The 25,502-nt window shown below is 52.6% G+C and carries 26 protein-coding genes and 2 tRNA genes; 8 read left to right on the top strand and 20 right to left on the bottom strand.

Annotated elements, in window-relative coordinates; translation table 11 throughout:
* Positions 1-142 precede the first annotated feature (142 nt).
* On the bottom strand, positions 143-517 hold the full coding sequence (locus AAG834_RS04775) for an Mth938-like domain-containing protein (RefSeq protein WP_342031423.1): 375 nt from the start codon (positions 515-517) through the stop codon (positions 143-145).
* A 242-nt stretch (positions 518-759) separates the two neighbouring features.
* On the opposite strand from AAG834_RS04775, the gene AAG834_RS04770 reads away from it, so the two are divergent.
* Together AAG834_RS04770 and AAG834_RS04765 are read left to right on the top strand one after the other, a co-directional pair.
* Positions 760-2,067 carry a homoserine dehydrogenase gene (locus AAG834_RS04770; RefSeq protein ID WP_342031422.1) on the top strand — a complete coding sequence of 436 codons (1,308 nt, stop codon included), beginning with the start codon at positions 760-762 and terminating at the stop codon, positions 2,065-2,067.
* Positions 2,060-2,494 carry a hypothetical protein gene (locus AAG834_RS04765; protein ID WP_070511861.1) on the top strand — a complete coding sequence of 145 codons (435 nt, stop codon included), beginning with the start codon at positions 2,060-2,062 and terminating at the stop codon, positions 2,492-2,494. Before AAG834_RS04770 ends, AAG834_RS04765 begins: the two co-directional genes overlap by 8 nt.
* A gap of 107 nt (positions 2,495-2,601) precedes the next feature.
* Here the strand turns inward: AAG834_RS04765 and AAG834_RS04760 are convergent, their stop codons facing one another.
* The 3 genes from AAG834_RS04760 to AAG834_RS04750 form a co-directional block, all read right to left on the bottom strand.
* The gene (locus AAG834_RS04760; protein ID WP_342031421.1) at positions 2,602-2,856 is read right to left on the bottom strand and encodes a glutaredoxin family protein; all 255 of its coding nucleotides are present in this window, start codon (positions 2,854-2,856) and stop codon (positions 2,602-2,604) included.
* A gap of 125 nt (positions 2,857-2,981) precedes the next feature.
* The gene (locus tag AAG834_RS04755) at positions 2,982-3,182 is read right to left on the bottom strand and encodes a (2Fe-2S)-binding protein (RefSeq protein ID WP_049229952.1); all 201 of its coding nucleotides are present in this window, start codon (positions 3,180-3,182) and stop codon (positions 2,982-2,984) included.
* A gap of 276 nt (positions 3,183-3,458) precedes the next feature.
* Complete coding sequence (locus AAG834_RS04750; RefSeq protein WP_342031420.1) at positions 3,459-4,544, bottom strand: metallophosphoesterase; 1,086 nt, start codon at positions 4,542-4,544, stop codon at positions 3,459-3,461.
* A 132-nt stretch (positions 4,545-4,676) separates the two neighbouring features.
* Here AAG834_RS04750 and AAG834_RS04745 point away from each other — a divergent pair, with 132 nt between their 5' ends.
* Positions 4,677-5,585: a Dyp-type peroxidase gene (locus tag AAG834_RS04745; protein ID WP_342031419.1), complete on the top strand. Its 909-nt coding sequence runs from the start codon at positions 4,677-4,679 to the stop codon at positions 5,583-5,585.
* Between the two features lie 157 nt (positions 5,586-5,742).
* On the top strand, positions 5,743-7,968 hold the full coding sequence (locus AAG834_RS04740; protein WP_342031418.1) for a DNA internalization-related competence protein ComEC/Rec2: 2,226 nt from the start codon (positions 5,743-5,745) through the stop codon (positions 7,966-7,968).
* Between the two features lie 213 nt (positions 7,969-8,181).
* Here the strand turns inward: AAG834_RS04740 and AAG834_RS04735 are convergent, their stop codons facing one another.
* Both AAG834_RS04735 and AAG834_RS04730 read right to left on the bottom strand, forming a co-directional pair.
* On the bottom strand, positions 8,182-8,409 hold the full coding sequence (locus tag AAG834_RS04735) for a branched-chain amino acid ABC transporter (protein ID WP_342031417.1): 228 nt from the start codon (positions 8,407-8,409) through the stop codon (positions 8,182-8,184).
* Between the two features lie 82 nt (positions 8,410-8,491).
* Positions 8,492-8,695: a cold-shock protein gene (locus AAG834_RS04730; RefSeq protein ID WP_003682902.1), complete on the bottom strand. Its 204-nt coding sequence runs from the start codon at positions 8,693-8,695 to the stop codon at positions 8,492-8,494.
* 312 nt (positions 8,696-9,007) lie between these two features.
* Between AAG834_RS04730 and clpS the strand changes: the two genes are divergently transcribed.
* Together clpS and clpA are read left to right on the top strand one after the other, a co-directional pair.
* The gene (gene clpS / locus AAG834_RS04725) at positions 9,008-9,319 is read left to right on the top strand and encodes an ATP-dependent Clp protease adapter ClpS (RefSeq protein ID WP_003741750.1); all 312 of its coding nucleotides are present in this window, start codon (positions 9,008-9,010) and stop codon (positions 9,317-9,319) included.
* A gap of 1 nt (position 9,320) precedes the next feature.
* Positions 9,321-11,606, top strand: a complete 2,286-nt coding sequence (clpA, locus tag AAG834_RS04720) for an ATP-dependent Clp protease ATP-binding subunit ClpA (RefSeq protein ID WP_342031416.1) — start codon at positions 9,321-9,323, stop codon at positions 11,604-11,606.
* A 69-nt stretch (positions 11,607-11,675) separates the two neighbouring features.
* On the opposite strand, the gene xerD is transcribed toward clpA, so the two are convergent.
* The 10 genes from xerD to hisS form a co-directional block, all read right to left on the bottom strand.
* Entirely contained in the window at positions 11,676-12,551 is an 876-nt protein-coding gene (gene xerD, locus AAG834_RS04715) for a site-specific tyrosine recombinase XerD (protein WP_342031415.1), read from the bottom strand.
* Between the two features lie 510 nt (positions 12,552-13,061).
* Positions 13,062-13,499 carry a peroxiredoxin gene (locus AAG834_RS04705; RefSeq protein ID WP_342031425.1) on the bottom strand — a complete coding sequence of 146 codons (438 nt, stop codon included), beginning with the start codon at positions 13,497-13,499 and terminating at the stop codon, positions 13,062-13,064.
* Positions 13,500-13,763: 264 nt separating this feature from the next.
* A complete protein-coding gene (locus AAG834_RS04695) occupies positions 13,764-14,399 on the bottom strand; it encodes a deoxynucleoside kinase (protein ID WP_070514483.1) in 636 nt (211 codons plus the stop codon).
* A gap of 374 nt (positions 14,400-14,773) precedes the next feature.
* Positions 14,774-15,268 (bottom strand): 2-amino-4-hydroxy-6-hydroxymethyldihydropteridine diphosphokinase, encoded by a 495-nt coding sequence (gene folK, locus AAG834_RS04690; RefSeq protein WP_342031414.1) that lies wholly within the window; start codon positions 15,266-15,268, stop codon positions 14,774-14,776.
* Positions 15,269-15,283: 15 nt separating this feature from the next.
* On the bottom strand, positions 15,284-15,658 hold the full coding sequence (locus AAG834_RS04685) for a SirB2 family protein (protein ID WP_003762962.1): 375 nt from the start codon (positions 15,656-15,658) through the stop codon (positions 15,284-15,286).
* A 52-nt stretch (positions 15,659-15,710) separates the two neighbouring features.
* Positions 15,711-16,280, bottom strand: coding sequence for a class I SAM-dependent methyltransferase (locus AAG834_RS04680; RefSeq protein ID WP_342031413.1), 570 nt, complete (start codon positions 16,278-16,280; stop codon positions 15,711-15,713).
* A gap of 90 nt (positions 16,281-16,370) precedes the next feature.
* Complete coding sequence (hfq, locus tag AAG834_RS04675; protein ID WP_029609698.1) at positions 16,371-16,658, bottom strand: RNA chaperone Hfq; 288 nt, start codon at positions 16,656-16,658, stop codon at positions 16,371-16,373.
* Between the two features lie 369 nt (positions 16,659-17,027).
* Complete coding sequence (gene der, locus AAG834_RS04670) at positions 17,028-18,485, bottom strand: ribosome biogenesis GTPase Der (RefSeq protein WP_342031412.1); 1,458 nt, start codon at positions 18,483-18,485, stop codon at positions 17,028-17,030.
* A gap of 297 nt (positions 18,486-18,782) precedes the next feature.
* On the bottom strand, positions 18,783-19,412 hold the full coding sequence (locus tag AAG834_RS04665) for a YfgM family protein (RefSeq protein ID WP_342031411.1): 630 nt from the start codon (positions 19,410-19,412) through the stop codon (positions 18,783-18,785).
* A complete protein-coding gene (gene hisS / locus AAG834_RS04660; RefSeq protein ID WP_342031410.1) occupies positions 19,413-20,708 on the bottom strand; it encodes a histidine--tRNA ligase in 1,296 nt (431 codons plus the stop codon).
* Positions 20,709-20,945: 237 nt separating this feature from the next.
* Between hisS and trkA the strand changes: the two genes are divergently transcribed.
* On the top strand, positions 20,946-22,358 hold the full coding sequence (trkA, locus tag AAG834_RS04655) for a Trk system potassium transporter TrkA (protein WP_342031409.1): 1,413 nt from the start codon (positions 20,946-20,948) through the stop codon (positions 22,356-22,358).
* A gap of 136 nt (positions 22,359-22,494) precedes the next feature.
* Positions 22,495-23,226, top strand: coding sequence for an SIMPL domain-containing protein (locus AAG834_RS04650; protein ID WP_070514342.1), 732 nt, complete (start codon positions 22,495-22,497; stop codon positions 23,224-23,226).
* A 71-nt stretch (positions 23,227-23,297) separates the two neighbouring features.
* Here the strand turns inward: AAG834_RS04650 and panC are convergent, their stop codons facing one another.
* The 4 genes from panC to AAG834_RS04630 all read right to left on the bottom strand — a co-directional run bounded on the left by panC (position 23,298) and on the right by AAG834_RS04630 (position 25,415).
* A complete protein-coding gene (panC, locus tag AAG834_RS04645) occupies positions 23,298-24,134 on the bottom strand; it encodes a pantoate--beta-alanine ligase (RefSeq protein ID WP_070514341.1) in 837 nt (278 codons plus the stop codon).
* 171 nt (positions 24,135-24,305) lie between these two features.
* Positions 24,306-25,094 carry a 3-methyl-2-oxobutanoate hydroxymethyltransferase gene (gene panB, locus AAG834_RS04640; RefSeq protein ID WP_342031408.1) on the bottom strand — a complete coding sequence of 263 codons (789 nt, stop codon included), beginning with the start codon at positions 25,092-25,094 and terminating at the stop codon, positions 24,306-24,308.
* A 133-nt stretch (positions 25,095-25,227) separates the two neighbouring features.
* Positions 25,228-25,303, bottom strand: a tRNA-Thr gene (locus AAG834_RS04635).
* Positions 25,304-25,339: 36 nt separating this feature from the next.
* A tRNA-Thr gene (locus AAG834_RS04630) sits at positions 25,340-25,415 on the bottom strand.
* Positions 25,416-25,502 lie beyond the last annotated feature (87 nt).

The following is a 25,502-nucleotide window of genomic DNA, read 5'->3' as shown; positions in this document are numbered from 1 at the left end:
GACGAAGCCGCAGACAGTACAGATAGTACGGAACCGATTCACTTGGTGCTTCAGCACCTTAGAGAATCGTTCTCTTTGAGCTAAGGCGAGGCAACGCCGTACTGGTTTAAAGTTAATCCACTATATTGCACCGTATGCCCGTTCACCCCCAAAGCCAAGCCCAAACGCTGCGCCCTTCGCCTTGCAGCAACACCAGCGTTCGACAGGCGGAGGCTGTGTTCATACATTCCAGCCCGATGCCGTGTACGGCAAGTTCGGCAGCAATTTTCGGGTGGAGGAACTGCTGCTTCTCTCCTGTGCCAACAATAATGACTTCGGGCCAACCGTCCGACTCGGAGGTCGTCTGAAACAGGTCGTCGGCAGTCAGTTCGGACGGCGTTTGCACGTTCATCGCTTCAATTTTGCCGTTGCGCCAGATGATGGGCGCGGTGTAGGTTTTGCCGCCCGCTTCGATTGCGCCCGCCCGATAAGCGGTCAGGCTTAGGGTTTCATCGGTTTTGTTTTCTTCAATCAGCATTTTTCTTCCGTTTCTTTCTCGGCTTGATACATCTATTTTAAACAGGCCTTGCCCCCTTTCGCTGCGTTCCGTAAAAAAGGTGCAAAATCAGGCAATTTCAGGTAGGATGGGCGACTTTAGCCTGCGCCTTCCGCCCTTGCAAAATCAGCATTATATCAATCTGCGGCGGCGGTGCGTTTCGGGCTTTCTGAATTTCTGTTTTTACTTTTTGATTTAAGAAAATCGGCTCACAAGGAGGCACAATGAAGCCAGTAAACATCGGTCTTTTAGGTTTAGGTACGGTCGGCGGCGGTACGGCTGCCGTGTTGCAGGACAATGCGGCGGAAATCAGCCGCCGTTTGGGACGCGAAGTGCGCATCAGTGCCGTATGCGACTTGAGCGAAGAAAAAGCCCGCCAAATCTGCCCGTCCGCAGCCTTTGTCAAAGACCCGTTCGAACTGGTCGCGCGTGAAGACGTCGATGTCGTCGTCGAATTGTTCGGCGGTACCGGCATCGCCAAAGATGCGGTGTTGAAAGCCATTGAAAACGGCAAACACATCGTTACCGCCAACAAAAAACTGCTCGCCGAATACGGCAACGAAATCTTCCCGTTGGCGGAAGAAAAAAATGTCATGGTGCAATTTGAAGCGGCTGTGGCGGGCGGCATCCCGATTATCAAAGCCCTGCGCGAAGGCCTCGCCGCCAACCGCATCCGCAGCATCGCCGGTATCATCAACGGCACCAGCAACTTCATCCTCTCCGAAATGCGCGAAAAAGGCAGCGCGTTTGCCGACGTATTGAAAGAAGCGCAAGCATTGGGTTACGCCGAAGCCGATCCGACCTTCGACATCGAAGGCAACGATGCAGGCCATAAAATCACCATCATGAGCGCGCTGGCATTCGGTACGCCGATGAACTTCTCCGCCTGCTACCTCGAAGGCATCAGCAAACTCGACAGCCGCGACATCAAATACGCTGAAGAACTCGGCTACCGCATCAAACTTCTAGGCATCACCCGCAAAACCGACAAAGGCATCGAATTGCGCGTCCATCCGACCCTGATTCCCGAAAGCCGCCTCTTGGCAAACGTCAACGGCGTGATGAACGCCGTGCGCGTCAATGCCGATATGGTGGGCGAAACCTTATATTACGGCGCGGGCGCAGGCGCATTGCCGACCGCTTCCGCCGTGGTTGCCGACATCATCGACATCGCCCGCCTGATTGAAGCGAATACCGACCACCGCGTACCGCATCTGGCGTTCCAACCCGCGCAAGTCCAAGCGCAAACCATCCTGCCTATGGACGAAATCACCAGCAGCTACTACCTGCGCGTCCAAGCCAAAGACGAACCGGGTACGCTGGGACAAATCGCCGCGCTTTTAGCAAAAGAAAACGTGTCCATCGAAGCCTTAATCCAAAAAGGCGTAATCGACCAAACCACCGCCGAAATCGTGATTCTGACCCACAGCACAGTCGAGAAACACATCAAACGCGCCATTGCCGCCATCGAAGCATTAAGCTGCGTGGAAAAACCGATCACCATGATCCGCATGGAAAGCCTGCATGACTGAGCCGAAAAACGAAATGTCCGCTGAAGAGCAAGCCGCAGCGCGTAAAAAAGCAAAAGCCAAAATCCGCACCATCCGCATTTGGGCGTGGGTCATTTTGGCGTTGCTCGCCGCGACCGCCCTGCTCTCCCAATGCGCCATGTCTAAACCGCAGGCAAAGCAGAACATCTTTGAGTCTTGCGTGAAAAACATCCCCTTTGCCGAAAAATGGCAAAACGATTTGAAAGAAAGGGGTTTGGATTCAAACAACAGCAAACTCGCCGCCGATTACTGCACCTGTATGTGGGACAAGCCTTTGGACAAACTTTCCGAAGAGCAAATCCGTTCATTAGGCAAACTCAGCCCGCAAGAACAGCTCGACCTGCTCGGCGGTGCGCAAGCATTTGAAGATCGCGACAAGCAGTGTGTGGCAGGTTTGAAGGCTGAATAATCCGGTTTCAACCATAACAAAGGTCGTCTGAAAAACTCCGTTTGGGATTTTCAGACGACCTTTTTTATTGATAAGGGATTGACTTCAAATCAGGATGGAACAACAAACTATGCTCGGACGATCGGTTTTTTCCCTTCCAACCAAGCCGTCAGTTTTTCCTCATCCAAAAACCAATGGCAGATTTCTTTGTTCCCATCTAATAAGACGGGGACAAGCTCGTTATATTGTTCTTCTAAAACAGGGTCTTCATCGACATCGAAGATTTCCAACTCAAAACCGAATGCCTCTTGATACGGCTTGAGCTGTTCACGCATTTTGTGACAGAGACTGCAATATTCTCGGAACATCAGGGTCAGCTTCATGGCGGATGCTTTGCGGTGTGATAAACGAAAACGGATTGTAAGATAAAGGCGGCGATTAATGCAAAGGTCGTCTGAAACCTTGGATTTCGGTTTCAGACGACCTTTAAGAATGCTTTTAGATAAGATTAGGATTGCACATTAATGCCGGCAGTAACGGTCGTTTGCGCATTGTTGGCATTCAGGAAAGAAGCCGCCAATTCGCCGCAGCAGCCGCAACAGGTAGCAACGCCCAATTGAGCCTGTAAATCGCTCATGGTACTGGCACCGGCTGCGATGGTTTCTTTAATGTCGTGGTCGGTAATGGCGTTGCAAATGCAGACAAACATAATGTGCTCCGTGTTTTCTTTCGCTCAGTATTGATAGTGTGTTTTATTCTTAAACGTGAATATAAATAAAAACAGTTTGCATTGCAAGACTGCTTTGAATGGTTTTATTTGGTAATTTTCTATTAATTTCCTTATTTTGATTTATTTAATAGATTAGCAAGAGTATTCTAGAAAACAGCAAAGTCGCGCACCTCATAACATTTCACAGCGAATAAAAAAATACAGGCTGCGCAACGGCAAGCCTGTATTTTTTATCTTTTCATTTTGCAATACCCGCTATTTCCCCTTCACATCAATCACCCAAACTTCCGACTGAGAACCCAAGCGCAGCGGAATCCCCCAGAAACCGTAGCCGGACGTAACAAAAAAGTGTCTTCCGCCGATTTCCTCGTAGCCGTAGGCAAGGCGGTAGAGCGTGCGGACAATCAGGTTCGCCGGCGCGATTTGACCGTTGTGTACATGGCCGGAAACTTGAACATCAATAGGCAGCGTGGCGTGCGCCTCGACTTCGGTCGGGCGGTGATCCATCAGCAAAACAGGCTGGTCGGTATTGTGGTTTTCCAGCAACTGCGCGACAGACGGACGGTCGTGATCCAAGTCATCATTGCGGCCGACGAGCAAGAAAGCATCTTGTTGCAACACTTGGTTGCCAAGTACGGTAATGCCCGCCGCTTCAAGGTCATGGCGGATGCGCGCGCTGTCGCCGAACATATCGTGATTGCCCAAAGTCGCGTAAACACCCAGCGGCGCTTTCAGACGACCCAGATGCGGCTGCATATTCTCTTTGCGGTAGGCATCAACGTTGTCGTCCATCAAATCGCCCGGCAACAGGATTAAATCGACTTTTTCGCGGTTCATGATGTCCACCAGCTTATCCAGTTGCCGCGCGCCGAACAAAATTCCCAAGTGCAGGTCGCTTGCCACGCCGATGCGCAGCGGTTTGTCCATTTTCTTATCGATCACGACGGTCTGATGACGGACGACGGGCGTATAGGCGTTGTACAGCCCAAAGCCAACCAAACCGAACACAAACAACGGCGCGAACAACCGCAGGCTGCGCGACAGCGACCGGCTAGCCACGAATTTGCGCAGCAGAAGAAACAGGATAAACGTCGCCAATGCCGCATACATCACAAACAGCAGCAACACCATCCAAAACGCCATGATGCGGAACATAAAATGACCTAACTCCAACAAAAGCCCTGCCAGCAGGCCGTTAGTCACGAAATACGACACCCCCATGAGCCAACGCCTGCCCACCTTACCGACCACCGGCGCGAACAGCCATTGCAACGAACGCCCCAACCCGAACGTGAAAAGCTGGAGCAATAGAATCATAATCAAAAACATCGTACCAAACATAAAGCGAACCTGTTGAAAATCAGAACACAAACGGCGGATTCTATCATATCCGCCCTTTCAGACGAGGTCGTCTTAAAACCTTAAGTGCTATAATATTGTCCGAAAAACTCAATAAACTGAAAAGGAAACACAATGCCCCGCCCGCAAACTTCCATCATCCCCGACCACGCCCAAGCCGGCATATTCATCGAAGCCGACATCCGCGACCACCGTTACGACGACATCAAAACCTCCTGCCGAAGCTCACTTGAAGCCTTGGAGAAACTCAAAACCCGCTTTCCAGAAGACATTTTAGGCATGACCATCGCCTTCGGCAGCGAAGCATGGAAAGCGTTCGGACATGCAGAAGAAGGCAGCGAAATCAAGCCCTTCCCCGTGATGGGCAACGGTCTTGCACCCTCAACCCAACACGATATCTACATCCACATCCAAGCCTGCCGCCAAAAAGCCGCCTTCGCGCTCGCACAATCCGTCTTTGCCGCGTTCGGCGACAGCATCAGCATCGCCACCGAGGAACACGGCTTGCGCCTGTATGAAGACCGCGGACTGGACGGCTTCGTCGATGGCACTGAAAATCCGCAAGGCGATGAAAACGTCCGCAATGTCGCCATTATTCCCGAAGGCCGACCCGATGCCGGCGGCAGCTACGTCCTGCTGCAAAAATACCTGCACGACCTGAAAAAATGGGATGCCGTCCCCGTTGCCGAACAAGAAGCCAGCGTTGGCCGCAGCAAAGAAACGAATGAAGAGTTCAGCAAAGACGTGCGCCTACCTGATTCGCATTTGGGCCGCGTCAACCTGAAAGAAAACGGCGTGGGTCTGAAAATCGTCCGCCGCAGCCTGCCCTTCGGCAAAATCAGCGGCGAACACGGTCTGATGTTCACTGCCTACTGCCATACCTTGCACAACATCGAAGTACAGCTTTTGCACATGTTCGGCGATGCCGACGGCAAAACCGACCTGCTGCTCAAGCATCTCTCGACTGCTGTTTCCGGCGCATATTACTACGCCCCTTCGGTCGAGCGTTTGCAAAATTTATAAAACCGCGTTGCCGATGTGAAATATCGAAACCCTAAGACGAAAGGTCGTCTGAAAACCCACAATCAGGTTTTCAGACGACCTTTTTCATGACGTTTGTAGGAAATTCAATTATTATCCCCACCTAATTTCAAAACTAATAATAAAAAGGGAAACAGTTTTGCTGAAATATTATGGATTGCCGTTTTGGGCAGTCGGCGTCATCGCTTCGTTCGCTTTGCCGTTTGTACCGCATTGGGGCGTGTGGCTGGCGGCGGCATTGGTTTTGCTGGCGGCTTCGCGGCGGTTTGCAGCGGCGGGAATGATGCTGTGTGTCCTGCTTGGCGCGGCTTACGGCGTGTTTCGGACGGAAGCGGCTTTGTCGTCGCAATGGCCACTGAACGGGGCTTCGGAGTCGGTGTTGACGGTTGAAGTCGCGGATATGCCGCGCGGTGACGGGCGGCGGGTGCAGTTTGAGGCGAAGGCGTGGACGGAGGATGGGCGGCAGTTTGATTTATTACTGTCGGATTATCAGAAACGCGATTGGGCGGTGGGCAGCCGCTGGAAGGTGTCGGCACGGCTCAAGCCGGTTATCGGCGAAGTGAACCTGCGCGGGTTGAACCGCGAGGCTTGGGCGTTGGCAAACGGTTTGGATGGCGCGGGTACGCTGGGCAAAGGCAGGAGCTTGGTTCGCGAGGGAGGCGGTGTCAGCTTGGCGGTGTGGCGCGATGCGGTTAGCCGCCGTTGGCAGGCTGTCGGGGCGGACAGTCCGGATTTTTCGGACGGTATCGGATTGATGCGGGCTTTGAGCATAGGCGAACAATCGGCATTGAGACCCGAATTGTGGCAAGCATTCCGACCTTTGGGCTTGACGCACTTGGTCAGCATTTCGGGGCTGCACGTTACGATGGTGGCAGTTTTGGCGGGTTGGCTGGTCAAACTGATTTTCAGACGACTGCCTTGGATACCAGCTAAACCGCGCGTATGGATTTTGGCGGGCGGCGCGGCAGGGGCTTTGTTTTATGCGTTGCTGGCGGGCTTTTCCGTGCCGACGCAGCGCAGCGTTTTGATGTTGGCGGCGTTTGCCTGGGCTTGGTGGCGCGGCGGCCTGTCTTCGGGCTGGACGGCGTGGTGGCAGGCTTTGGCAGTAGTGTTGCTGCTTGATCCGCTGGCGGTTTTGGGCGTAGGCACTTGGCTGTCGTTCGGCTTGGTTGCCGCCTTGATTTGGGCTTCAGCGGGTCGTCTGAAAGAACGCGGCTGGCGTTTGGCTGTACGCGGACAATGGGCGGCGACGGTGTTGTCGGTGGTATTGTTGGGCTATATTTTTGCGTCGTTGCCCATCATCAGCCCTTTGGTCAATGCGGCGATGATTCCTTGGTTTTCTTGGGTGCTGACGCCGTTGGCGTTGTTGGGGTCGGTGTTGCCGTTTGCGTCTTTGCAATGGGTGGCGGCAGGTTTGGCGGAATACACTTTGTGCGGCTTGGTTTGGCTGGCGGAGGTATCGCCTGAATTTGCCGTAGCCGCCGCGCCTGTGCCGCTGTTGGTTTTGGCTCTTGCGGCGGCTTTGCTGTGGCTGTTGCCGCGCGGACTGGGGCTGCGGCCTTGGGCGTGTTTGGTGTTGGCTGGATTTGTGTTTTACCGCCCCGAACGACTGGACGACGGGTTGGCGCGGATTACCGTGATGGACGCGGGACAGGGTTTGTCGGTATGGGTACAGACGCGCGACCGCAACCTGCTGTTTGACACGGGTACGGCGCAGGCGGCGCAAACAGGTATCGTGCCAAGCCTGAACGCCATGGGCGTGCGCCGTTTGGACAAGCTGATTCTGTCGCATCACGACAGCGACCACGACGGCGGTTTGGATGCCGTTTCCGATATTGAAATCGGCGAAACGTTGGCGGGGCAGCCTGAGTTTTATCCGAACGCAAAATTTTGTGCCGAAGCGCAATGGCAATGGGACGGTGTGGATTTCGAGTTATTGAGGTCGTCTGAAAACCCGGGCGGCGAAGACAATGACCGAAGCTGCGTCTTGCGCGTCGTTTCTGACGGACAGGCTTTGCTGGTTACGGGTGATTTGGGCGTGAAGGGCGAAGCAGAACTGGTAGAACGCTACGGCAGCTCGCTGTACAGCCAAGTTTTGATATTGGGACACCACGGCAGCAATACGGCTTCATCCGGCGGCTTCCTAAACACCGTCGCGCCCAAATATGCCGTCGCTTCCAGTGGCTACGCCAACGCCTACAAACACCCCACCCCCGCCGTCCAAACCCGCGTCCGCGCACACGGCGCGACTTTGTTGCGGACGGACTTGTCGGGTGCATTGGTATTTGAGCTGGGTGGCGATGAAATTTTTAAAGGTCGTCTGAAGAAGGATAAGTTTTATTGGCAGAAAAAGCCGTTTGAGTAAATGTGTTCGCTGTATGGAAGAAATGGATTTTCAGACGACCCCGAAGGCATGATGAAGAAAAAATATAGTTATCCTTGCTTTATGTGAATCCAGTTGTGGATATATTGGATTACTTTTTGATACTAAAAGGAAAAATAATACTGCCCAAAAAACAGGCAGGGGCGAAATAGAGATTTCAGACGACCTTTATCACGCGATTGCGATCATCCGTCCTCATTTACCGTCGCCCAAATGGCGGTGGTAAAACCGGTCGATATCCGCTATCGCCTTTTCATCATTCGGCCTCAAATCGATTTTCAAATCGGCAAGCCGTATCAGCATCAGGTCTTCTTGTTCCGCCACAGCGCAGCTCACTTCCCCGCTGCTGCGAAGATGCGCGATGAGTTCGTCCAGCTGCCGTAAGGCGTTTTCGTAGGCGGTGTTTTGCGTGTCTTCTGCCATATAGGTTCCGTTTCTCATAGACAATAAAAAATGGCGGGGAATCAATCCCGCCATTATTCTACGGCATAAGCCGCACGTTTAATTAAGCAGCCTGAATGTTAGCAGCTTGTTTGCCTTTAGGGCCGGTGGTTACGTCGAAAGATACGCGTTGACCTTCTTTCAGGGTTTTGAAACCATCCATGTTGATCGCTGAGAAGTGAGCGAACAGATCTTCGCCACCTTCATCAGGAGTGATGAAACCAAAACCTTTAGCGTCGTTAAACCATTTTACGATACCGGTTGCCATTAGAAACTTCCTATACTTAAAAATTAACAAAATCAGCAAAATAAGGCATACAGCAAACTTAAACGTTCAGCGTTTCTCCCTAGCTTTATATACTTGGTCGAGTGCCAGCTTCTGCTTAACCGTCTTTTTACATTTGTTAAGTCAAAACGTCAAGCCATACAAGGGAAAAAATGCGAAAATGGCGGAAACCGACCAAAATACAACAGAAATCGAAATAAACCTTATAATCACTTTATTTATAGATTCATTTGGTATCAAACCTTTCACAAGGTCGTCTGAAAACAAACCCTCTTCCACAAAGCCAAAATATTTATGAACAACCCAAACACACATCACGAATCCGATACTCTTTTAAGCGACCAAAAAACCGCCCCACCGAAACGTTACGGCGTATTTTTGCTGAACGACGATTACACCACGATGGAATTCGTCGTCGAAATCCTAACCGAAATCTTTATGCTCGGAGAAGAGCAGGCGGTGGCGGTAATGCTCTTGGTTCATCACGAAGGCAAAGGCTTGTGCGGCACTTACACACGGGACATCGCCCAAACCAAACAACAACAAGTCATGCAGCGGGCAAAAGCCGAAGGGCATCCGCTGCAATGTATTGTCGAGGAGATTTAATATGCTTTCACCCGAATTGGAACAGATTTTGCAACAGCTTTACCGCGAGGCGCGTAAGGCTCATTATGAATTTATCAGCCTCGAACATCTGCTTTTGGTGTTAATCGAAGAAGATGCCTCCGTCCCCAACGTCCTCAAGCTCTGCGGCGCGGATTTGAAAGTGGTGTCCGAACAACTCGCCGCCAGCGTTGCCGAAAATACCCCGCAGATTCCCGACCACCTTTTAGACACGGTCGAAACCCAGCCCACGCTCGGCTTCCAACGTGTCATCCAGCGCGCAATGGTGCATACCCAATCGGCGGGCAAAGGCTTGGTCGAGCCTTTGGACGTTTTGGTGGCGCTGATGAGCGAAACCGACAGCCACGCCGTCTATTTCCTCAAGCTGCAATCGGTTACGCGTTTTGAAGTTTTGCGTTGCATTGCCCACGGTGCAACTGAAGATGACGAACACAAAGGCTTTTCAGACGACCCCGACAATGATTCAGACGACCCTATCGAATCGAAAAGCGGCTCGTTGTCGGACTACACCGTCAACCTCAACGCCGAAGTCAAAGCCGGCCGCATCGACCCCTTAATCGGCAGAAAACACGAAATGGAACGGCTGGTACAAATCCTGTGCCGCCGCCGCAAAAACAATCCGCTTTTGGTCGGCGAAGCAGGCGTGGGCAAAACTGCGCTGGCGGAAGGCTTGGCGCATCAAATCGTCAACGGCGATATTCCCGACGCGCTCAAAGAGGCCGAAGTGTACGCGCTGGATATGGGTTCGCTTTTGGCGGGTACAAAATACCGCGGCGACTTTGAAGCTCGGGTCAAATCCGTCTTGAAGCAGCTCGAAAAAATCCCGCACGCCATTTTGTTTATCGACGAAATCCACACCATCATCGGCGCAGGCAGCACGAGCGGCGGCACGATGGACGCATCCAACCTGCTCAAACCCGCGCTGGCAAAAGGTTCGCTGCGCTGCATCGGCGCGACCACCTACGACGAATACCGCACTATTTTCGACAAAGACCATGCCTTAAGCCGCCGCTTCCAAAAAATCGACGTGGTCGAACCCACCGTCGCCGAGACCGTGCAAATTCTGCGCGGCTTGAAACCGATGTTTGAAGGTTTCCACCAAGTCCGCTACACGCAAGGCGCACTCGAAGCCGCCGCCGAACTCTCCGCCCGCTACATCAACGAGCGTTTCCTGCCCGACAAAGCCATCGACGTGATGGACGAAGCAGGCGCAGCGCAACGGATTTTGCCCAAATCCAAACAGAAAAAAGTCATCGGCAAAGCGCAAATAGAAACCGTCATCGCCAAAGTCGCGCGGATTCCTGAAAAAACCGTGTCGAACGACGACAAACAAGTGCTGCAATTCCTCGGCCGCGATTTGAAAAACATGGTTTACGGTCAGGAAAACGCCATCGACGCGCTGGTTGCTGCCGTCAAAATGTCGCGTTCCGGCCTCGCCCTGCCCGACAAACCCATAGGCAGCTTCCTCTTCTCCGGTCCGACCGGCGTCGGCAAAACCGAAGTCGCCAAACAGCTTGCCTACTCGATGGGCGTACCGCTGCAACGTTTCGACATGTCCGAATACATGGAGCCACACGCCGTATCGCGCCTCATCGGCGCGCCGCCGGGCTACGTCGGCTTTGACCAGGGCGGTCTTTTGACCGAAGCCGCCAACAAACATCCGCACTGCGTATTACTCTTAGACGAAATCGAAAAAGCCCACCCCGACATTTTCAACGTCCTCCTACAAGTCATGGACGCAGGCAAACTGACCGACAACAACGGCAAGAGTGCCGATTTCCGCAACGTCATCCTGATTATGACCACCAACGCAGGCGCGGAAAGCCTCAGCCGCCCCAGCCTCGGCTTTACCGCCAAGCGCGAACGCGGCGACGAAATGCAGGCGATCAACAAACTCTTCACGCCAGAGTTCCGCAACCGCTTGGACGCGATTATCCCATTTGCGCCCTTGTCCGAACCCGTCATCGCCAAAGTCGTGGACAAATTCCTGCTCCAGCTCGAGCACCAGCTCCTCGACAAAAAAGTCGAGGCCGAATTCACGCCGGCATTGCGCAAATATCTGGCGGAAAAAGGTTTCGACCCGCAAATGGGCGCGCGCCCGATGCACCGCCTGATTCAGGAAAAAATCCGCAAACCGCTCGCCGACGAACTCCTGTTCGGCAAACTCGCCGACGGCGGCTTCGTGCGGATAGACTGGGATGCGGCAAAAGAAGAAGCCGTGTTGAAATTCAAGAAAAACAAAGCCAAACCTGAAGCAGCAGCGGTTTGACGGATAAAGGCAAAAGGTCGTCTGAAAACAAGATTTCCGTTTTCAGACGACCTTTTTTAATGAAATCGTTTAGTTTCGCGAATGGTGTACGTCAATGATGTTTTTCAGGCGGATGTTGGCGACGTGGGTGTAGATTTGCGTGGTGTTGATGTTGGCGTGTCCGAGCATGAGCTGGACAGCACGCAAATCGACGCCGTGATTGACGAGGTGGGTGGCGAAGGCGTGGCGCAGGCCGTGCGGGCTGAGCGAGGTGATGCCGGCGGCTTCGGCGTAGTTTTTGACAATCATCCACGCGAGTTGGCGGGAGATGCCGCTGCGTTTTTGGCTGACGAAGACTTCGTCGCAGATTTTGTTTTTGAGCAGTAGCGGGCGCGATTCGGCGCAATAGCGTTCGACCCAGTAAACGGCTTCTTCGCCCATAGGCACGATACGCAGTTTGTCGCCTTTGCCTATGGTGCGGATGCAGCCGCGGTTGAGGTCGAGGTCGCCCAGTTGGAGCTTGACGGCTTCAGTTACGCGCAGACCTGTGGCGTACATGACTTCGAGCAGGGCTTTGTCGCGCAGGCCGTGCGGCGTGTCGGTATCGGGCGCGGCAAGCAGGTTTTCGATTTGCGCTTCGGTAATCAGTGTAGGCAGTTTTTGCGTCTGTTTCGGGGCTTTGAGGAAACGGGTCGGGTTGTCCGTCCGACGCTCGGTTTCTTCCAGCCAGGCGTATAGGCGTTTGCAGGCGGACAAGGCGCGCGCCTGCGAGCTGTGTTTTTCGTCCGCCGCATAGACGACATCCGCCAAATCGGCAGCTTCGGCATCCAGCCAGGTATGCCCGCCCGCTTCCAAACGCGCGGCGATTTTTTCCAAATCGCGGCGGTAGCCTTGCAAGGTGTTGTGGCTGAGACGGTCTTGCAGCCACAGGGATTCGAGCAGTTTGTCTATGAGTTCATCGGTCATGGAGTTTTATGGGCAGTCCGAAGATGGTGTATCGCAAGCATACTTAACTTTAAACACAGCATGTCATCCAATTCCCTCAATCCGCGCCGGCGGGAATCCATCGTAAAACTTGAGAAACATTGGTTTGAAAAACAGTTTCTGAATTTCAAAAATGGATTCCCGCCGTAGCCTGTCCTCGCGTGGGCGAGGCAGGAATGACGACAACCGATAAGTTACGTATCGAAAATAAAGTATAGTGGATTAACTTTAAATCAGGACAAGGCGACGAAACTGCAGACAGTACAGATAGTACGGCAAGGCGAGGCAACGCCGTACTGGTTTAAAGTTAATCCACTATAATTTAGCTATATCGTAGATCGAATATGAATCAGGACAAGCAACCCTGCCCTGATTGACGTCCATTATAAAAGGTCGTCTGAAAATGATATAAAAGGTCGTCTGAAAATGAAAACCTGCTTGGGCAGAACCCGCCATGTTCGTTTTCAGACGACCTTTTACTGCATTATCGGTTTATCGGGACAGCGTTTCCAAAACTTCCTGCGCGTGTCCGGCGACTTTGACTTTGCGCCATTCGTGGCTGATTTCGCCGTTTGCGTCCAAGACGAAGGTGCTGCGTTCAATGCCTAAAGACTCTTTGCCGTACAGCTTTTTCAGCTTGATCACGTCAAACATTTTGCACACGGTTTCGTCTTTGTCGCTCAACAATTCAAAATTGAAGCCTTGCTTGGCGCAGAAATTCTGATGCGATTTCACGCCGTCGCGCGAGATGCCGACGACGGTGTAGCCGAGTTCTTTGAATTGCGGCAAACGGGCGTTGAAATCTAAGCCTTCGGTGGTGCAGCCGGGCGTGCTGTCTTTGGGGTAGAAATAGACAACCAGCGGCAGATGTTCGGCGGAGTCAAAGTCGTTGCCGCTACTTGAGGGCAAAGTGAATCGGTATTGGGTCATGATGTATCCTTTCAGACGACCTAAGACGGAAATGTATAATGAATTAACTTTAAACCAGTACGGCGTTACCTCGCCTTAGCTCAAAGAGAACGATTCTCTAAGGTGCTGAAGCACCAAGTGAATCGGTTCCGTACTATCTGTGCTGTCTGTGGCTTCGTCGCCTTGTCCTGATTTAAATTTAATCCACTATAGTAGCGGATCAGGAAATAAAATGAATCCCAAACATAGCCGCTTTAGCGTTTCACCATAATCTTGCACACTGCGTCAGCGTTCGCTCAAATTCAGATAATTTCGCGTTCCCTGCAAATCGTTCAGCGCATTGAGCAACAGTTGGAAATGTTCGTCATTGCCTTGCAAATCCAACTCGTCGGCATTGACGGTCAGCAGCGGGGAATTTTGATAAAGGTGGAAAAACTGGCTGTACCCCTCGTGTATCCGCCCCAAATAGCCCTCAGGAAAAAGATTGATGATGCCGTCGCCGCGTTTTTGCAGGCGTTTGCGGTTGCCGTCCACGGCGGTTTGCAGGTAGATCACCAAATCGGGCGCGGGATACTGGGGCAGGATTTTTTGTTTCAAATCGGCGAAGAGCTGCTGCTCGTCTTCATTCAACACGACCGGCGTGAAAATCCGGTCCTTTTCCAACAGGAAATCAGCGACGACCATGCCGCCTTGTGCGTATTCGTTTTTGATGATGTCCACGCTTTCCGCGCGGCGCATCAGGAAAAAAAGCTCGGTTGCCAAGCCGTGATGTGAGGCGTTGGCGTAAAACTTCATAAGAAAGGGGTTGTGTTCGGGGTTTTCCGCCAGCGACATCGCGCTGAAATGTTCTGCAAGGCGGCGGCTCAATGCGTTTTTCCCGCTGCCGATGGAGCCTTCGACGACAATATAACGGTAGTTCATGGTTTGATGGATAATTTTGTTTTGATATTTTGGAAAGGGGCATTTTATCAGACCGACGGAATTTGCCCAAACCTGCCGCCGTCCTTCTTGAAAGGTCGTCTGAAAAAGGAAACTTCCAAGCCATTTCCCTTTTCAGACGACCTCTTGAACCTAGTTGCCTCAAATAAAAACTTTGACACGCGATTGAAGCAAACAGGCGTTTTTATAGTGGATTAACAAAAATCAGGACAAGACGACGAAGCCACAGACAGCACAGATAGTACGGAACCGATTCACTTGGTGCTTCAGCACCTTAGAGAATCGTTCTCTTTGAGCTAAGGTGAGGCAACGCTGTACTGGTTTAAAGTTAATCCACTATATTTCACCGCCTTGCCTCAAACGGCTTCCAACAGGCGTATGCCTTCATCGCCCAAAGCAGCCGCCAAATCCGCCGCCCGTCCGTGTCCGCCCAAAACAAAATCGGGCAGGATTTCAGCCAGCGGCTTCATCACAAAGCTGCGTTCGTGCGCGCGCGGATGCGGCAGGGTCAGATGCGGGTAGCTGCTGGAGATGCCGTCAAAGTCGATGATGTCCAAGTCTAACGTGCGCGGAGCATTGCGGAACGTGCGTTCCCGCCCGAAATCCGCCTCGATGCGGTTCAACACAGCAAGCAGCGAAACGCCGTCTAATGAAGTGCGGACGGAACAAACGGCGTTGACGAAATCAGGCTGATCGTCGTAGCCGACCGGCGCGGTTACGTACAGCGAGGAAGTTTTTTCGATTTGAATCTGCGGATGCGCCTCCAGCGCGGACAATGCGGCGCGGACTTGGCGGGCGGGGTCGGCAAGGTTGCTGCCCAAAGCGATGACGGCAAAATGGGTTGGCGGCATTTTCAGACGACCTCTTTAAAACGGCAGCGTTTTGGTTTTGGCAAGATAGACGATACAACCGACGCAAGCCATCGACAAAACATAAATGGCGTAAAACTTCGGCGAACGCGGACGGGATCGCATCATGACCATGCCCAGCCCGATGTAAACCAAGAGCAGCAGGATTTTGCTGCCGAGCCACGGCGAATTGAAAGGCGAAAAGTGGGTAATCTTCATCAGCCACAAGCCGGTAAAGAGCAGCATGGTGTCGTTGAGATGGGGAAGGGCTTTCCAGATGCCCGCCAAAGGTTTGTCGGGATGCCGCCAAAGCAGGAAAAAGCGGATATTGAACACCAAAATGGTGATGGTAACGAAAATCTGATGGCTGTATTTTACAAACAGATATTGCATAGCGGTCGCACGTTATTGTTTTTGAGAGAAGCGTCTATTCTACCGCAAACATTCATTCTTGACGTAACTTTTCAAACGCCAACAAATATGGCGGGCGGTTGCGGCGGTTGATAAAGCCGTAATGCAAAACGGCAAATTCATCCTGATGCAACTGCTGCGCCCAGTCTTCGATTGCCTGCGCTTCATGCTGCCCCGCCTCATGTCCTGGATATAAGACGGCAACCGCCAGCCCGCCCGTTTTCAGCAGCGATAAGGCGGATGACAACGCGCGGATACTGGTTGCCGCTTCTGTCGTACAACTTTTATCGCCGCCGGGCAGCCAGCCGAAATTGAATACCGCCGCGTCCAACGGTTCGCGGATATGGGCGGCTAGGTTTTCATGTCCGTCCCATATCAGTTCCACCCTATCCGCCATGCCCGCTTCTTCCAAGCGCATTCGCGTGTTTGCCAATGCCTGCTCTTGCACGTCAAACGCCCACACTTTTCCGCCGCTGCCGACCGAACGCGCCAGCATCAGCGTATCGTTGCCGTTTCCCGCCGTGCCATCCAAAGCTCGGGCATCGGGTTTTAAGGCTTGTTTGAGAAGCGAGTGTGCAAAAGGGAGGATGTTTTCAAGCTGCATAAGATGAAACCGTACAGAGGTCGGCTGAAAATAAAAATACCTTACCGGCTAAGCGGTAAGGTATCAGAATCGATTAATGCGTTACATACATTATTCGGCAGGTTGCACAGTTTCAACTTGAACCGGGGCAGCCGCAGCGGCTTGGGGTTTGTTCTCGTGTTGCAGGCTCACGGCACGGGCAGGAACGATAGTTGAAATCGCGTGTTTATAAACCATTTGGGTAACGGAAGTATTACGCAGCAGAACGACGTATTGGTCAAACGACTCGACTTGGCCTTGCAGTTTGATACCGTTGACCAGATAAATCGAAACCGGAACGTGCTCTTTACGCAACGCATTCAAAAAAGGATCTTGTAACATTTGTCCTTTAGCTGTCATATTCATAAGCTCCATTATTATGATTTTGAAATCGTTTTGAAAACGAACATGAGTCGGATTGTAGACCCGAACGAGAAAAATTACCAACTATTTTTCCGTAAGAATATGCAAACCTCTATCAAACAACGGGCTTCTCAACGATTTTCTACCACAATGTATTAAAAATTTATTTCAATACAAACAATTTTTGCAATCAGACATACGGCGGAGGATTTGGATTTTCAGACGACCTTGCCACCAAACAAAATCCTTTTATTACAAAATCTTAGCCAACCAACTCCAAAAAGGCTTCATCCCCAACCGCCCTACTCGTTCCGACTGCAATCTAAAAGGGGCACGCCTCGTGGCGCACCCCTTGTTTCGTCAGATTTATTTGCTGTGCTGTTTTTTCAAGCTGACTTTGGCTTTCTTTTTAAAACGGTTTTTCTCTTCCTTGCGACCCTCGCGTTTTTCGATGCGGTTGCTCAGACTGACGCGGCGCAAAGGTTTTTTCTTCGGTTTGTCTTCCGCGTTTTCATACGGATTTTCGGAAACATTGTATTGAATCCGCAGCGGCGTACCTTGCAGATTGAAAGCTTTGCGGAACGTCTGGGTCAGGTAGCGCGTATAGCTGTCGGAAATCGCGTGCAGCGAATTGCCGTGCACCACAATCACCGGCGGGTTCATGCCGCCTTGGTGGGCATAACGCATTTTCGGGCGCACCAAACCTGCGCGCGGCGGCTGTTGGCGTTCGATGGCGCTTTGCAGGACGCGGGTGATTTTCGGCGTCGGCATTTTGATCATGGCGGCGTTGTAGGCTGCCTGAATGCTGTCGAACAATCCGTCGATGCCGCGTTCTTTCAATGCGGAAATGAAGTGGAACTTGGCAAAATCGAGGAAATACAGTTTGCGGGAAATGTCGCGTTTGATCTGTTCGCGCCGCTCTTCGCTGATGCCGTCCCATTTATTAACGGCAACCACCAGCGCGCGCCCTGCTTCCAAAGCGAAACCGGCAATCGTGGCATCTTGGTCGGCGATGTCCTGCTGCGCGTCCAACACCAAAACGGCAACATTTGCCGCCTCAACCGCCTGCATGGCTTTGATAACGGAGAACTTTTCCACCGCCTCATCGACTTTGCCGCGACGGCGCACACCTGCGGTATCGATGATGGTAAACGGTTTGCCTTCGCGTTCGAAATCGATGTGGATGCTGTCGCGCGTCGTGCCTGCCATATCGAAGGCAATTACGCGCTCTTCGCCGAGAATGGCGTTAACCAGCGTGGATTTGCCGACATTCGGACGGCCGATAACGGCAAAAACAGGATGCTTGACTTCTGTTTCTTCGGCTTCTGGCTCAGGGAATTTTTCTAAAATTTCTTCAATTAAGTAATACACGCCGTCGCCGTGCGCACCGGAAATAACGTGCGGCTCGCCCAATGCCAATTCATAAAACTCAGCGGCAAGCACGGCTCTGTTGCCGCCCTCGCCTTTGTTTACCGCCAGATAAACGGGGCGCGGGCTTTGGCGCAGGCGGTCGGCGATAATTTTGTCTTGCGGGGTCAGACCGGTGCGACCGTCCACCAAAAACACGACGGCGTCGGCCTCATCGACAGCCTGCAAAGTCTGCTTTGCCATTTCGTGCAAAATGCCGCTGTCCACAACCGGCTCGAAACCGCCGGTATCGATGACGAGATAAGGTTTGCTGCCGATTTTGCCGTGTCCGTAATGGCGGTCGCGGGTCAGGCCGGGCAGGTCGTGCACAAGCGCGTCTTTGGTGCGCGTCAGGCGGTTGAACAAGGTGGATTTGCCGACATTCGGGCGGCCGACAAGGGCGATGGTGGGTTTCATGATGGAGTCTTTCTGTGTCAAGTGTCGGTTCGGAAGCGAACCTGCAACACGAGCAGGTGTTTTTCAAAACACGGTAGGTTAAAAAAGATAAGGGGTCGTCTGAAAATATAGTAGATTAAAATTGCAATGCTACGGCGTTGCCAACGCCCTTATGTACGATCTGTACACGGCAGACATTGCCGCCTTGTCTCATTTTTATTTTAATCCGCTATATAAAGTGGAACACAATTAAAACAGACAAGGCTTGCCGGAAAGATTCCGACAAGCCGCATACATCTCTCAATTTTTCAGACGACCTTATTTTTGCGAATCCAACTTCATTTGCAGCAATTCGCGTTCGATGGCGTCTTTAGGCAGCTTTTCCAAAGCCTGCTGATAGCTTTGCGCGGCTTCTTTGGTTTTGTTTTGCGCGGCATAAACATCGCCTTTCGCTTCCAACAGCAGCGGCTCGAAATCGGCTTCAACTTTCGTATTCAAAGCGGCAATCGCGGCATCGTATTTTTTCTGCTGCAATAGGACAATACCCAAACGCTGCGCCGCCAATGCTTGAACCAGCGGGGCTTTTTGGTTTTGCAGCACCCAGTTCAAATGACCTTCAGCCACGTCGTAGCGGCGGGCATCATATTCGGTCGCAGCTGCCATCAGCGTCGCTTGCGCGGCGGCAATGGAATCAGAATAGTTTTGCTGAAGATTGGTCAACTCTGCATTCACTTCGGCTTGCGAGGCTTTTGCCTGCATTTTATCGACGATTTTCGCCAATACCGCAGCAGCTTCCTGATTTTTCGAGGCTTTATGGCTTTTATACATGGTATAGCCCAAATAGCCCAACGCCGCCGCCATCAGCAGGGCAAACAGCCATCGGCCGGTAGTTTTCCAAAAGTATTTAAAATTGTCTAACTCTTGTTGTTCTTCGAGATGGGCTGCCATTTATGCGTTCTTCCATTGTTGTAAAGTGTGGATTAAATCGTCGGCGGCGACAGTTTGCTGACCGTGTGCGCCGTTCATTTCTTTAAGCGTAACCGTACCGTTCGCCAATTCGTCTTGCGCGACAATCAGGGCAAAGCGCGCGCCGCTGTTGTCGGCTTTTTTCATTTGCGCTTTCAGGCTTTGATAGCCGGAATGCTGCATCACGTTAAAACCTTGTGCGCGTAGGGCTTGTGCGTATTTCATCACTTGCAAATCCGCGCCCTCGCCCTGATGAATGGCGTACACGTCAGGCGCGGCATTGACTTCCAGCGAACCATATTCGCTAACCAGCAGCAGCAAACGCTCGATACCCATTGCAAAACCAATGGACGGAGCGGGCTTGCCGCCGAGTTCTTCAATCAAACCGTCGTAACGTCCGCCGCCGCACACCGTCGCCTGCGCGCCGAGTTTGTCGGTCGTCCATTCAAAAACGGTTTGATTGTAATAATCCAAACCGCGCACCAATCGCGGGTTTTCGACGTATTGAATGCCCAAGCCTTCCAGCATGGCTTTGAAACGGCTGTAATGATTGCGCGATTCCTCGCCCAGATAATCGGTCAGATGCGGCGCGGCATTGCAGATTTCCTGTAAATCGGGATTTTTGGAATCCAAAACGCGCAACGGATTGGTTTTCAGACGACGTTTGCTGTCTTCGTCCAATTTGTCTTCATAACGGGTCAGATATTCGACCAAAGCCGCACGGTGCGCCGCACGTTCTTCGCGGTTGCCCAAGCTGTTGATTTCCAAAGTCAGGTAATCGCGGATACCCAGTTTGTCCCACAAATCCGCCGACATGGCGATGATTTCCGCGTCGATGTCCGGACCTTCAAAACCCAACGCCTCGATGCCGACTTGATGAAACTGGCGGTAACGTCCTTTTTGCGGACGCTCGCGGCGGAACATCGGACCCATGTACCACAGCTTTTGCGGGCTGTTGTACAACAAATTGTGTTCGACCACCGCACGCAGGCAGGACGCCGTACCCTCCGGGCGCAGGCTCAGGCTCAAAGAATCGTTGGAATCGGAAAACGTGTACATTTCCTTGCCGACCACATCGGTTTCTTCACCAATGGAGCGGACAAACAAACCCGTCTGCTCGACAATCGGCGTACGGATTTGCTGATAACCATAAGCACGCGTCCAGCGGCCGACCACATCTTCAAACGCCTGCCAAAACGCGGCGGTCAGTTTGAAATCTTTCTGTTCGACGGGCAAAAGGTCGTTCATGCCTTTGACGGATTGGATTTTTTGTGCCATTTCAAATTAGGGATACCGGAATCAAAATAGTCGGCAATTATAGCTGATTTTTAAGGAGTTGTGAGGTTTCGGCGATGAAGGATTTGGACAAAAAGGTCGTCTGAAAACCGGAGCGGCGATTTTTCAGACGACCCCGTAGATTCAAAGCAGCCGCAATAAGGCAAGGATGGCATTGTAGCCTTTTTATTTTGTTTTACTATACAATCCCATCATCCTTACCAACCCACACCCCAAACCGTGAAAATCCTCATCCTCGGCAGCGGACAGGTCGGCTCGACCGTCGCGCAAAACCTCGCCTCCGTTTCCAGCAACGACGTTACCGTTATCGACATTGACGAAAAAGCCCTGCAACACATCGGCAGCCGCCTCGACGTCCAAACCATACTCGGCAACGGCGCATCCCCGTTCATCCTCGAACAGGCGGGTGCGGCGGATTCCGACCTCCTGCTCGCCCTGACCCGCAGCGACGAAACCAACATCGTCGCCTGTAAAATCGCCGCCGACCTCTTCAATATCCCCAGCCGCATCGCCCGCGTCCGCTCCAGTGAATATCTGGAATACTCCTACCCCGAAAACGGCGATACGGAAAACGGCAGCCTTACCGTCTTCGACATCACTGAAACCATCAGCCCCGAACAGCTCGTTACCGAACAGCTCGTTGGGCTGCTCAGCTACACCAGTGCATTGCAGGTATTGAGGTTCGCCGGCGACAAAGTCCGCATGGTCATCGTACAGGCGCGTAAAGGCGGGCTGCTCGTCAACCGCGAAATCGCCGACATCAACCAACACCTCCCCGAAGGCGCGGACTGCCAAATCTGCGCCATATACCGCAACAACCGCCTCATCGTCCCCACGCCGCAAACCGTCATCATCGAAGGCGACGAGGTACTTTTTGCCGCAGACATCAGCAGCGTCAACATCATCATGCGCGAACTGCGACCCAAAGAAGCGCGCACCCGCCGCATCATGATTGCCGGCGGCGGCAACATCGGCTACCGCCTTGCCAAGCAGCTCGAATCCAAATACGACATCAAAATCGTCGAACACAACCCCCGCCGCGCCGAGTGGCTCGCCGAAAACCTCGACAACACCCTCGTCCTGCAAGGCAGCGCCACCGACGAAACGCTGCTGGACGAAGAATACATCGACGAAATCGACGTATTCTGCGCCCTGACCAACGACGACGAAAACAACATCATGTCCAGCCTGTTGGCGAAAAACCTCGGTGCCAAGCGCGTCGTCACCATCGTCAACCGCTCCAGCTACGTCGATTTGCTCGAAGGCAACAAAATCGACATCGTCGTGTCGCCGCACCTCATCACCATCGGCTCCATCCTCGCCCACATCCGCCGAGGCGACATCGTTGCCGTCCATCCCCTCCGACGCGGCACTGCCGAAGCCATTGAAGTTGTCGTCCACGGCGACAAAAACACCTCCGCCATCGTCGGCAGGCGCATCAGCGGCATCAAATGGCCGGGCGACTGCTACATCGCCGCCATCGTCCGCGCCGAAACGGGCGAAGTCATCATGGGGCACCACACCGACACCATTGTCCAAGACGGCGACCACATCATCTTCTTCGTCTCCCGCCGCCGCGTCCTGCCCGAACTCGAAAAACTCATCCAAGTCAAAATGGGCTTTTTCGGCTAACCGTCAGAGGTCGTCTGAAAACCTGTTGCAGCAAAGTTAGAACTTTTTCAACTTTGTTGAAGCCGCGCTTTCAGACGACCTGACACAAATTATCCAATATCATCCGTTTCCACATCCGATACCAAAAGGAAAATCCATGTTACGCCCCATCCTTGCCGCCCTCGTGCTCGCAACCGCCCTGCCCGCCGCAGCCGAAACCGACACCCTTCAATACAACATCGTCGAATTTGCCGAATCTGCCCATCTCGAAATAACCCGCGACACCATGACCGCCCACTTCAGCATCAATGCCGAAGGCAAAGACCGCGCCACGGTTAACAAAGCGTTTCAAAAAAAATTCAACGACTTCAACAAAGCCGTACAAAACAACAAACTCCAAGCCGAACTTCTCAGACGCAGTGCCAGCCCGCGCCATGAATACAACAACAACGGCAAACGTATCCAAACAGGCTGGGAAGAAGTTGCCTCGTTCAAAGTCGAAGGCAAAGACTTTGACGCAATCAACCGCCTGATTGACGAGACGCTGCAATCTGCCACGCTCAACCGCATCAGCTTCAGCATATCCAAAGAAAAACGCGAAGCCGCCGTCGATCAAGTCAGCAAAGCCGCCATCCTGCGCTTTAAAGACCGCGCGCAAGATTTGGCGAAAACACTCGGCTTTTCCAACTACAAAATCGTCAAACTCAATTTAGGCCACATCGGCAACCGCTCCATCGACAACGGTTTGGGTTTCGCCCGCACCAAAATGATGAGTGCTGAATCCGCTGTTGCCAGAAGTGCGGTAAGCGACGAAAACAACACCATCCAAGCTCCTTCTCCCGGCTCAGAAGAAATCAGCATCACCGTCATCGGCTCAGTGCAGATGTAAAACGCTTCCCCAACAAAAAGGTCGTCTGAAAACACATTTGGTTTTCAGACGACCTTTTTCCATTCCAACAATCAAGCCAAGCTGACTTCCAAGTTGTCAATCAGACGCGTCGTTCCCAGTCGGGCGGCGGCGAGGACGACGAGGGCTTTGTCGCCGGTACGCGCGACGGCGAGGCTTTCGGCATGGCGGATTTCGACGTAATCGACCACCCAGCCTGCCTCGGTCAGACGGCGGACGGTTTGCGTTTCCAATCCAACGTAATCGAGATTGCCGTTTTTGAGTTCGGCGGCGACGCGCTGCAATTCGCGGTACAGACGCGGGGCTTCGGCGCGTTCGGCTTCGCTGAGGTATTGGTTGCGGCTGGAAAGCGCGAGTCCGTCGGCGGCGCGGCCGGTATCGACGGGGACGATGTCGATATTGAAATTCAGGTCTTCGACAAAGCCTTTGATAATCGCCAACTGCTGGTAGTCTTTTTTGCCGAAACAGGCGGTATTCGGTTGGACGATGTTGAACAGTTTGCTGACGACGGTAGCCACGCCGCGGAAATGCCCGGGGCGGAATTTGCCGCACAATTCGTTTTGAAGGTTGGGCGGTTCGACGTTGAAACGTTGCTCAACATTGGGATACAGCTCTTTTTCGTCGGGCGCGAACACGACGGCTACGCCTTCGTTGGCGAGTTTGTCGGCGTCTTGCTGCAAGGTGCGCGGGTATTTGTCGAAATCTTCGCCCTGTCCGAATTGCAGGCGGTTGACGAAAATGCTGACAACAACGTTGTCGGCGCGTTTTTTGGCTTCGCGAACGAGGGCGAGATGGCCTTCGTGCAGATTGCCCATGGTCGGAACAAAGGCAACGCTGCCTGCGTTTTTGCGCCATTCGCGTAATTCTTTAATGGTATGAATGATTTGCATGATGGAAAATGTCCTTTATCTTTTTCGGGATTACGGTACACAGCCGCCATGTTTTGTCAGCCCGAAAATCATGCGCCGATTATACGCTGGGAACACGGACAAACAAAGGTCGTCTGAAATTCGGTTTTCACGATGAAAACCTTTTCAGACGACCTTTTTTAGTTGAGGGTATCAAGCAAACGAATGTTCCGCCGCGGGGAAGGTTTTGGCTTTGACTTCATGGACATAGGCTTCAACGGCGGCTTGAATGCTGTCTTTACCCTGCATGAAGTTTTTGACGAATTTGGCGGTTTTACCCGGGAAAATGCCGAGCATATCGTGCATGACCAAAACTTGTCCGTCGCAATCCACACCTGCACCGATGCCAATGGTCGGGCAAGAGACGGTTTCGGTTACTTTTTTCGCCAATTCCGCCGGTACGCATTCCATCAATACGATGGCGGCACCCGCTTGGTCGTATGCTTTCGCATCTGCCAACAAGGCTTCCGCCTTATCGCCCCGCCCCTGCACTTTATATCCGCCAAACGCAAACACGGACTGCGGGGTCAAGCCGATATGGGCGCAGACGGGAATGCCGCGCATTTGCAGGAATTCGGTGCTTTCCGCCATCCAAACGCCGCCTTCGAGTTTGACCATATGTGCGCCTGCCGCCATCAGTTCGGCAGCGGCGGCAAACGCCTGTTCTTTACTCTGTTGATACGCACCAAAAGGCAAGTCGCTGACAATCATCGCGTTTTCCGTACCGCGTGCGACGTTTTCGGTGTGGTAACACATATCGCGCAGGCTGACGGGCAGCGTGGATTTGCGTCCCTGCACGGTCATGCCCAAGGAATCGCCTACCAGCAAAACATCGACGCCGGCATTCTCCATCAACGCGGCAAAGCTGGATTCATAGGCGGTCAGCATGGCGATTTTTTCGCCTTCTGCCTTCATCTTTTGCAGTGTGTTCACAGTAATCATTGGAATGTGTTCCGCCTTTTTTCAGACGACCTTTTAGATTAAAACGGGCTATTATAGTGAAATGCCCGCCGCCCTGCCACCCGAACGGCAGACGCAAAACAGCCCGACTGCTTTCACAATCGGGCTGTTTGATTGGTGCCGGCACCAAGAGTCGAACTCGGGACCCCCTGATTACAAGTCAGGTGCTCTACCAACTGAGCTATACCGGCTTACTGAAATACCTTGCGGCACCTTCAGCTATAAACTGGTGCCGGCACCAAGAGTCGAACTCGGGACCCCCTGATTACAAGTCAGGTGCTCTACCAACTGAGCTATACCGGCAAAGAAGCCGAATTATGCCGTTAACTGCCCCGCTTGGCAAGAGCTTGTTGCCAACAAAGTAAATTTTTATAAAAAATATCTGATTTA

This window comes from Neisseria sp. Marseille-Q2251, assembly GCF_940793045.1.
In the GTDB taxonomy this organism is placed as follows: domain Bacteria; phylum Pseudomonadota; class Gammaproteobacteria; order Burkholderiales; family Neisseriaceae; genus Neisseria.
Note: the sequence above shows the minus strand (reverse complement) of the source record. Positions and strands in the feature narration are given on the sequence as shown.